At 47.2% G+C, this 9,099-nt stretch carries 5 protein-coding genes and 1 pseudogene; 3 read left to right on the top strand and 3 right to left on the bottom strand.

Annotated elements, in window-relative coordinates; translation table 11 throughout:
• Positions 1-162 (top strand): annotated as a pseudogene (locus tag NW863_RS11165) (Uma2 family endonuclease); the annotation flags it as partial.
• A gap of 64 nt (positions 163-226) precedes the next feature.
• Here the strand turns inward: NW863_RS11165 and NW863_RS11160 are convergent.
• The 3 genes from NW863_RS11160 to NW863_RS11150 form a co-directional block, all read right to left on the bottom strand.
• A complete protein-coding gene (locus tag NW863_RS11160) occupies positions 227-2,350 on the bottom strand; it encodes an FkbM family methyltransferase (RefSeq protein WP_414366400.1) in 2,124 nt (707 codons plus the stop codon).
• Positions 2,351-2,366: 16 nt separating this feature from the next.
• The gene (locus tag NW863_RS11155; protein ID WP_414366398.1) at positions 2,367-2,564 is read right to left on the bottom strand and encodes a hypothetical protein; all 198 of its coding nucleotides are present in this window, start codon (positions 2,562-2,564) and stop codon (positions 2,367-2,369) included.
• 776 nt (positions 2,565-3,340) lie between these two features.
• A complete protein-coding gene (locus NW863_RS11150) occupies positions 3,341-3,988 on the bottom strand; it encodes a type IV pilin protein (RefSeq protein WP_414366397.1) in 648 nt (215 codons plus the stop codon).
• Positions 3,989-4,666: 678 nt separating this feature from the next.
• On the opposite strand from NW863_RS11150, the gene NW863_RS11145 reads away from it, so the two are divergent.
• Both NW863_RS11145 and NW863_RS11140 read left to right on the top strand, forming a co-directional pair.
• Complete coding sequence (locus NW863_RS11145) at positions 4,667-7,612, top strand: methyltransferase domain-containing protein (protein ID WP_414366396.1); 2,946 nt, start codon at positions 4,667-4,669, stop codon at positions 7,610-7,612.
• A gap of 51 nt (positions 7,613-7,663) precedes the next feature.
• Entirely contained in the window at positions 7,664-9,007 is a 1,344-nt protein-coding gene (locus NW863_RS11140; RefSeq protein ID WP_414366395.1) for a hypothetical protein, read from the top strand.
• Positions 9,008-9,099: the final 92 nt, after the last annotated feature.

The following is a 9,099-nucleotide window of genomic DNA, read 5'->3' as shown; positions in this document are numbered from 1 at the left end:
GCCACGCCTGCTGGAGAGCTGGTGCCCACCGAGGCCGAACTGGAGCGGCAAAGGGCTGAACAAGAACGGCAACGAGCTGAGCAGGCCGAACAGCGGGCGGAGCGCCTGGCCCAAAAGCTGCGAGAACTGGGGGTGGATCTCGATGTAGTGATGGACAAGTAAGTTAGAGGAGCAGTTTAGAGTCTGCCTTACCAGGCTGGTCGTTGGTTGGCTAAATAAACTGCTCCTACCGAAGAGGCTCTATCAATGGATTATGAAGGATGTTCTTCTTGTTTAAGTAGCAAAGCGTTCCTCGATGTGCGTCAAATATATTTCCCCTACAGAGAACATGGGTGGTACTCAGAATTTGATCGATTATTCGCCTATCTTCCTCTGAATGAAACTCTAAGTATATTATCTTAACGTCAGCTAACATCTCAAAGAGATCCTTCAGTATTTGGGTCTCACAGCCTTCCGTGTCTATCTTGAGGATATCAATTTTTGCAATGCCAATGCTCTTTAAAAATGAGCTCGCCTTTACAAAACGGACAATTCTTGGGAAAGCAGTGTCTCGATTTTTGTATACAGAGCTATGGGAAGGTGTTATGAGACTACTGTAAAAAACTTTGTCAATGTCATCGCTGTATAAGCCGAATGGGTACAAATCGCAGTTCCCTATTGTGACACTGTTTAGCTTTAACAAGTGGAAGGCCAATGAATCAGGCTCAAAACAAAGAATCTTGGCATTTGGGTACAATGCTCGAAAGTAAGTGCTGGCAATACCAATGTTTGCTCCTACGTCAACTATTAGTGATACATCATCGACAAAGTCTAGAAACGGGTAAGATTGCTTTCTAAATATTTCATCAAAAGTATATCTTGTTGAGTCTTCTCCTTCCTTATAAAAGCGTATCTCAACTCGACAGGAGGAGCCGTCTGCTCTAGACAAACTATAATAAATTGTTTCAATGTTTGCCAATCTCGTTGCGTTGGAAAATACTATCTGATTCTGGTCTCCAAGGACAAAAGCAAACTTAGAGTAAGGTAAAAGTTGAGAAATAAGGTCGTTGCTGGAATTGACAATTAAAACATCCCAAATACCACCGTTCGAATAGTTATGTCCCTCCTTAAAAACATCCACTCTGGATGTGACTCTATCTGTCTTCGGAAGCTCAGACACTGGGAAGCCAGCCTCAGCGTAGACTTCTAGCCTAGGCAGATCTAGGAGATCCGAGACAATTGCTACTGGACACTCCTTACTAACCAGTATCTTAAGTCTCTCTTCTACCCGGTGTAGCTCCTGAACAGATTCATAGATAGCTAGCCGTGTATCCATAAGATCGTTATTAGAGGTGCTAATGAAGAATCGAGGATCGGAGTTGCCCGCGTAAAATTCAGGCAGTTCTCCCTTAAACACCCAGTTCATCAGGTCAGCTACCCGATACCTTGGGTGCCAGCCTGTAAAGAACTTCTCGTAGGCTCTTCTCGCGATTTCTGTCGCTAACTCTGGGTTCTCCAAGTAAAACTTGACTTTTTCTACTAGCTCAGACTCGGAGTCATAGACATCACAGTACAAGCCTGGAGTAAGATACTCATCAAAACCAGAAGCAAACGATAAGCGATCTGTCAACAGAAATCCTCCTGCGGATATAATCTCGAGGTTTCTTAGGTTAAAGTCTCCGTTTAAGCTACAGTTAAATGAAACTAAGGAGTGAGCAAACAAGCGAGCACCTTCCTCCCTAGTTCCAGACTTTGCTACTAGAGGCAAGCCGGCCTCCTTTAGAGTGTTGAGCAGCCGAACTCGCCTTGGATGAAAACTACCCGCATGTCCTAAAAAAGCAACTTTGTCTTCTCTGGTCTCCACCCATTCATGAGTAACCGTGTGCATGTGTATGAGTGGCAGCCACGCTGTATTGCTAAACCCTGCTGCTGCAAACCAGTGCAAGTGATGACGGTTGATAGGAGTAACGATGTAGTCAAAGTCTTCAGTTGCACAGTAAGCTAAGAGATAGCTAATTGGAAAACGCTCCTGATGAGTGGTTCCTGCAAGTAAAACAGTCGGGCACTTAAGCTTTTTAGTATTGATAGGGATGCTTGGCTCACAACTAGATGCTCGAACGATTAGTAAGTCAAATCTTTTATTCTCAATTTGAGATGATTTTTGTATAAAGTCGTAAATGTCATACTCTTCCTCTGGACATTTAATGAGATCTTGACAGACGCTAGAGGATTCTACAAAACCTTTAGCTCCTCCTCTCGGGCACAAGGTCACTTGTTGACTGGAAAAAACTGGAGGAGGTACATAGTCTGGTGAAATTGGCCAACTCAGTAGAACCCGAGGCTGCAGAGCTGTATTTTCAGAGTTTTCCATAGCTCACTCTCCTATTTTAGTCATTAGCTCCGTCTGGAATGTAGCTTCTACTCAGGTAGCACAGACAGCCCTGGCTACCCTGAGACATGATCCCCCGCCAGATTATGTGAGAAGGATCCCGCATCCGGTCAATCTGCTTGCGGTCTTGCTCCGAGCCAAACTCCACATAGATGACCTTGATGTCCTTGAGCCACAGCTCCAAGCTAGTCAACATCTCCACCTCTTGTCCATCTGTTGCTACCCTCAGTACAGCGATACGCTCCAGATCCAGCTTCTGTAGGGCTGTCTTGGCTTCTCGGAAAGGAAGTCCCCTCTGTTTTCTACCTCGTCTCGGCATTGTCTGACCAAAGACAGGAAGAGGAAGTCTTATCTTTATTGTGCCCTCTCAGGCCTGGTTAGGGTCTCGGTACCTCCAACCCTCGCCCTCTTCCCTGCTCAGATAGCTCTGCTGGTCTCTATAGATTAGCCACAGAAGTCAGGCCAAGTGAGAAAGGATCCCTTGACCCTCAACCTAGGATCAGCCATGGGTAGCTCTGCTATTTCAAATAGCAATAAAACATCTCCCTAAATCGTTATTGCTACGCAACGCTGTCGCAAACGGGCTGGCGGCGTCGAGCCCTTGGATCGGCAGCAAAGGTGTCTCAATCTCGTTTGAAACGACCATAAAGTGGTGAGATGAGCTATTTTGGGCCTCAAACTTTCCAAACCTGACTAAGTGAGAAATTAGACACATCCTGACAACCCTTTTTGCAGTGGTCACTACTTCCACCAGGAAGAACCCCCGTTCCTGCGCCGGCTTTGCGCGGTAGGGTTTGAGCTTGTGTTTGCACCTCACAGATCTCCAGAAACGCTGCTTAGGATGGCAATCCAGAGAGCATCATTTGCCAGCCGAGAACCCTCTGATGACTTGCCAAGATACCAAAAAAAGCTCCCCAGTCACAGGGAGCAAAATAGTCACTTAGCCTTGACTTAGGGTTACTGGGATTGTTGCTACGAGAAAGTCGTAGCAGTTTCACTTGTCAGATCGTACTCTTCATCGCCCTCACCGAACGGATCCAGCGTCAGCTCGCCTTCTTCTATTGTCACCCCTGAATCTTCGGTAGAGAAAACATTACAAGACTTTCCGACATAGTATTCACCGGTAGCTACCAGCTTCTCACCCCGCCCAAGGCCGATCTCACAGAGGATGGGGTAGCCACCAGCGTTCACATAGGCAGGGTTAACGCTTGTATTACCAAGAACCGCAATGATCAAGCCGCGCTGAGCGGGGGTATCCACTGACATAGCAGGAGCGCCGTAGTTGGGGGCAGACCAAGGATCGTTCTGGTACTTATCCTTGGTGGGACCACACCATTCAGTACTGCAGCCACGGCCAATCACTTCATATGCCGTAGGATACTGAGTCCAGTCCATCCGATAGGCCTCAGCACCACGAGAAACATCGGTCAGAGCAGCCTGGGCTTCTGCCACGCGAGAGCGACGGATCTGGTTCAGGAACTGGGGAATTGCAATAGCGCTCAAGACGCCTACAATTACAATCACCACTAGCAGCTCAATCAGCGTGAAGCCCTTGGCGCGAGAAAGCAAGAACTGAGAGAGCTTTGCGCGAAGTAAAGAGTGGCGCAGTTTTGCACTCATGATTCGTTACTCCCTTGAGAGTTAGAGGAAGGCTCGCTTGTGCCTTCTGTTGACACTACTAGGCTACCCACCCCCGCTCGAGTTCATAACATCCCCCAGACAAGTCTTTGTAAACGTTGCCGAGAGTGCCCAGCCCGCCCTCGGCTATTGGCCCTGCAGGCGGAGCTGCCGAGCTCTTCTCGTTGGCCTCTCCCGGATTCTGCCAAGGGGAACTAGGTAGCCACCTTCCTCTCCAAGCAGCTACAGTCTTGCCCACCGGGAAGCCTGCCCCCCACGGTGCGAAGGTTGAGCTGGAAACAGGCTCACGCTACGGGCAATTGACACTCCCCCGACTAAAGTCGGGGGATTCTTACACAGTCCACACGCGGACTCATAAAGGTGCTGTCAAGATGCCCCTACGCAGTTCCCTAGAGCAAAGCGCTAAGGTTCTGCTTACTTTGCTGAGCAACGCCCCCACGCTCTGCACTGGTCGGGTTTTCCACCGTAGTAGGTGCTTGCTAAGGCCTCCGGCCCGCTGGCGCGAAGGGATAGCAACTCAAGTTGCTTACGGGCTTTTCTGCCCCGCACTTGAGTGCGGGGCCACCAAGCTATCCCCGTGTGTGGTCGACTCCCTTGAACCGCCTCAGCTCAGGGCTATGGCATAATGAGGCCAACTTGTCCCAGTGCCTTCCTGAGTCAATGCCACTTCCTGAATCTTTCACCTTAGAAGAGGTTGCTGCTCGAGGGCGAGCTGCCCTTGCCCGCTCCGAAATGGATTTTCAAGACTGGGCTAGAACCTATGCCGATGTTCTTTCCCCTCTGCAGTGGGGACAGGTGCTAACAAAAGTTATCTACCCTGACTTCAGAACCGACTGGAAGAATGCCCCGGGAACACTACAAGAAGCCACAGAAATAGCAATCCGTAAACTTCTGTACATAGAGCCCAGAAAGGTTTATCCTCTTTACAACGCTTTACTGAGAGTGGAAGGCATTTCTTTGCTTAGTCGAGAAAAGCTGATCTCGCTCATGCTCGAGACAGCTCGAGAAATAGCCTTCTTAGCCGGCAAGCAACCCATTCACCACTCGAAGATCGTTTACAATCATTCATTAAAGATAAGAGAGCTCGTCTTTGAGCTAGATCCGTTGCAGAAGTCTAATAATCTACTCTTGCTCTACGACGCCATCAAGAGAGAAGATGAGTTGGCAATCCTCACCTATGCGTCAGCAGTAGCTGAGAGTATAAGCTCTGGGCCAGAAATTGTCGACCTATCGGAAGAAATTGCCTTCCTGGACGTTGCCCGCCATCTCTTGGACGAAGGATACTTGGAGGTCTTCTTTGATCTCCTGGAAGTCTTTGCCCAGAAAATGCCTCAGCCACGGCGTCGCTCGGTTATGGCGGCGCTATCCTTGCTCTCGGAGATTTATCTTCCTGAGAGGGCTGAATCCTATAAAGCACTCTCCACATCAAAAGATTGGCTGTCCGGCTTCGGGATAGAGCTCATTTATAGGCTGATGGAAGAATCGAAAAGTCTGGGGTACTCAGTAGTGGCAGAAAAACTACTTTCACTTGCCTCAGAGGAAGAAGAGAAATCTGCTAACTTCATCTATCTTCTAGAGAACGCAATGGCCTTGTTTGCCAAAGCAGCTCTCACAGACAAGGTAAAGCTTATTATTGACAGATTCCTGAGCTTGTGGCCACTAGAAAGTTTACAAGTTATAAAGGAGAAACTAATTAACCAAGAACCTGTAAACGACAATATTCAGAGTCTTGCTCGCGCTCTTATGTTTTCAGTCTGTTTTTTTATCAACTATGTTAGCGACGATAGAAAGACTATACGAAAGCTAACTCAGATCTCTGCCGACATACTTTATTCTATTCTTCTATCTTACCGAGAAAACTTAGATCTGGATAGCTTCAGTAGCAGATCCCAAAACCTAGCAAATCAGCATCGCAGCTCCTGCCCTCGAAAGCTGAGAGTTGGCTACCTGGGTATATGTTTTATGAGTCACTCTGTAGGCCTAATGTCTCAACAAATACTTGCATCCCACGATACTGAGAATATAGAAGTCTATTACTACTACTTAATGGGCCTAGCGACGGAAGAAATTCTCTCCTCAGATCCTCTTTATCAAAGTTTTCTCCTCCACAAGGCTCATTTCCGTCAGTTTCCCAAAAACACAAGTCTAAAGGAGATTCTGCGAACAATAAGAGACGACAATCTTGACATTCTTGTACATCTTGACTCGCTGACAGATCGAATTAGCAACTATGTTATGGCATATCGTTGTGCTCCTATTCAGTGTAGCTGGCTGGGAGGAGACTCTTCCGGCTTACCAACTCTAGACTATTTCTTTGTTGATCCTTATCTACTCCCGGATGAGGCGAAAGAGGACTACCGGGAGGAGTTAATTCGCTTGCCTGCTTATGCTGCTGTTAGCCAACTTGCCGTAGATCCCCAAGATCATCAAGTATTTTCTCAAACGCTGAACATTACCCCTAAAAATACTCTCCTTTTTACAGCTGCTCATGCATATAAGCGCAATGACCAGTGTGTAGAAGCTCATTTGAGGATCTTACTCAATTCTCCCAATGCCGTACTGGTTGTAAAAGGCAAGGGGGAAGCTCCGTCAATGATTGAGATGTATCGAAAAAGAGCTAAAGAACTGGGAGTCGAGGATCGAATTCGCTTCCTAGCAAGAACAGAATACACAGGCTTACATCGTGGTCAGCTAGGTCTATTTGATTTGATGCTAGACACATTTCCCTACACAGGGGCCACTCATACAATGGAAGCCTTGTATATGGGCTTGCCGGTGCTGACCTTAGTCGGTAGGCACTACTTTGGTCGAATGAGCTACAGCTTACTCAAGAATGTAGGTCTTGATGACTGTATCGCCTGGTCAATTGAAGAGTTTATCGAGCGTGGGATCCAACTAGCCAATAATCCAGAACTCCTGAAAAAAGCTAAGCAAACCATTCGAGATTCCTATGACAGATCGATAATTTGGGATCCAGAGCGCCTAGCCAGAGCCATGGAGAAGGTATACTTTGATCTTGCGTACAAGCATCAGCTAATTGAATCTGTTCCGCCTTTGCAAGAGAATCAAGCTGAGCCTAGGTCTACTCAGCGTATCCGCCTTCACATTGGAGGTAAAGAACCTCACCCCGATTGGAAGATCCTGGATATTCAGGCAAGGGAGCACGTCGACTACGTGGGAAATGCTAAGGATCTCAGTCAATTTGCCGATGGCTCCGTAGAGGCCATCTATGCTTCCCATGTCCTAGAGCACTTTGATTACATTCGAGAACTTCCAATTGTTCTCAAAGAGTGGCATCGAGTTTTGCGTTTTGGCGGCGAGTTGATGATCAGCGTTCCTGATCTGCCTACTCTTTGTCGTCTTTATTTGAGAGAAGGAGTCTCGCCTGAGGAGCGATTTAGAGTTATGCGCATGATGTTTGGTGGACAAACTGATGAATATGACTACCACAAGGTTGGCTTCTCTTGGGAGTACCTGTTTATGTTACTAACTCAAGCAGGTTTCAGGATTATTCGTAAGGTTGATAAATTTGGCTTATTTAATGATTGCAGTGACATGTCTTTTTTAGGCGAGCCCATTAGCCTAAATGTAATTGCGATCAAGTAGAGTAGCCTAGCAAGTTAACCGAGCTTAGGCTTTCTGCAGGTGTGTTTCTCTATGAGCTCAGCAATTATTATCACTGGTGCTGATTCTCATTTTTTTGACCTGGTTAAAGGAACGATTCTTTCTATTCGATATAAGCCGCAAGGTCAATTAATCGATATAGGCTTCTTTAACCTAGGCTGCTCACTTGAAGAAATAAACTGGGTTTTGGAAAACGTAAACTATGTTGTTGAGCCGGACTGGGAATACACGTTTCCTGGTATTGAGAATGCACCCTTATACTTGCGGGGGCTTCTGGCCCGACCGCACCTTCCTAAGTACTTTCCAGGCTATGAAGTTTATATCTGGCTTGATGCAGATGCCTGGGTTCAAGAATGGTTTGGAATTGACTTACTCATTCAGGGAAGTAAAAAAAGAGGCCTGGCCATCGTACCAGAGATTGATCGAGGAAACAGACTACTTTATGGATCAAAAGAACACTTAATCGAACTATCCAAAGCCTATAGGCATTACTTTCCTAACCTAAATGTTGATGATCTGCACACTTATCCTCTTCTCAACGCAGGTGTTTTTGCACTACTTTATAGTGCTCCGCATTGGAACTTCTGGGATCTTCGCCTTGCTCAAGCCTTAGCCAAAAGACCTTCGGTTCTAACTGACCAGCTTGCCTTAAACGTTGCCGTCTACCTAGACGGTTTATTGGAGGAAACAGAACTTCTGCCAGCTTACTGCAATTGGACCTGCCACTATGGCTTACCGAGGTGGGATCCAAAGCGCAGTTTATTTGTTGAGCCTTACCTACCCTACACCCCTATTTCCATCTTACACCTAACTAGCAGCAGCAAAAAACAGGCTAGTCATACACTACTCACCACGGAAGACGAGAGAATTGACCTAAGCCTTAGGTTTCAACAGAGTAAAGCTTGTTTGAGGTGCAACTCTGGGCAAACTAGCCCTCTTGAAGAACATCTGGATACTGCTACTTCAGAAATTTACCTTAGCCAACTTAACCTGGTTCTCTTCCCAAACTGGGATCCCAGTTTCCAGGAAGCAACTATTTCCAGTCTGGAGCTCTTACTGGAGTTTATTCTGCTTAGCCCAAGCCCTCAGGATTATGCCCTGATTGTATCCGCAGAGCCAGACTATGGAATGGCAGACTCAGTCCTGGCAACAGCAGCAACTAACGTTGCCCTCAAACTAATCGAGTCAGGTTATGAGTTAAAGGGAGAGCCGTCTATTTCTCTGGTCAAAGCTCTCAATTCGGAGCAGTGGAAACGGCTGCTGGCCCAGGTCAACTATCACTATCCTCTTGCTCATGAGCAGATCCCAGCAGGGATCCAGCCTGTCTTGGATGGACTACCTCGCTTTGAGCTGCCGTCGAGATGGGGATCAAGCTAACCCGAAGAACGCAGGGACTCCATCAACTGCTGGGGCGTCATCTGCTCGTAGGGCTCGAAGGGCTGGTGGATCCAGGGGTTATCGGGCAGGTA

It is taken from the genome of Synechococcus sp. B60.1 (assembly GCF_047462555.1).
Classification (GTDB): Bacteria; Cyanobacteriota; Cyanobacteriia; order Thermostichales; family Thermostichaceae; genus Thermostichus.
Note: the sequence above shows the minus strand (reverse complement) of the source record. Positions and strands in the feature narration are given on the sequence as shown.

Coding starts and splice junctions, on each gene's coding strand:
- NW863_RS11160 (WP_414366400.1), bottom strand. CDS start 2,350: ATGGAAAACTCTGAAAATACAGCTCTGCAGCCTCGGGTTCTACTGAGT.
- NW863_RS11155 (WP_414366398.1), bottom strand. CDS start 2,564: ATGTTGACTAGCTTGGAGCTGTGGCTCAAGGACATCAAGGTCATCTAT.
- NW863_RS11150 (WP_414366397.1), bottom strand. CDS start 3,988: ATGAGTGCAAAACTGCGCCACTCTTTACTTCGCGCAAAGCTCTCTCAG.
- NW863_RS11145 (WP_414366396.1), top strand. CDS start 4,667: ATGCCACTTCCTGAATCTTTCACCTTAGAAGAGGTTGCTGCTCGAGGG.
- NW863_RS11140 (WP_414366395.1), top strand. CDS start 7,664: ATGAGCTCAGCAATTATTATCACTGGTGCTGATTCTCATTTTTTTGAC.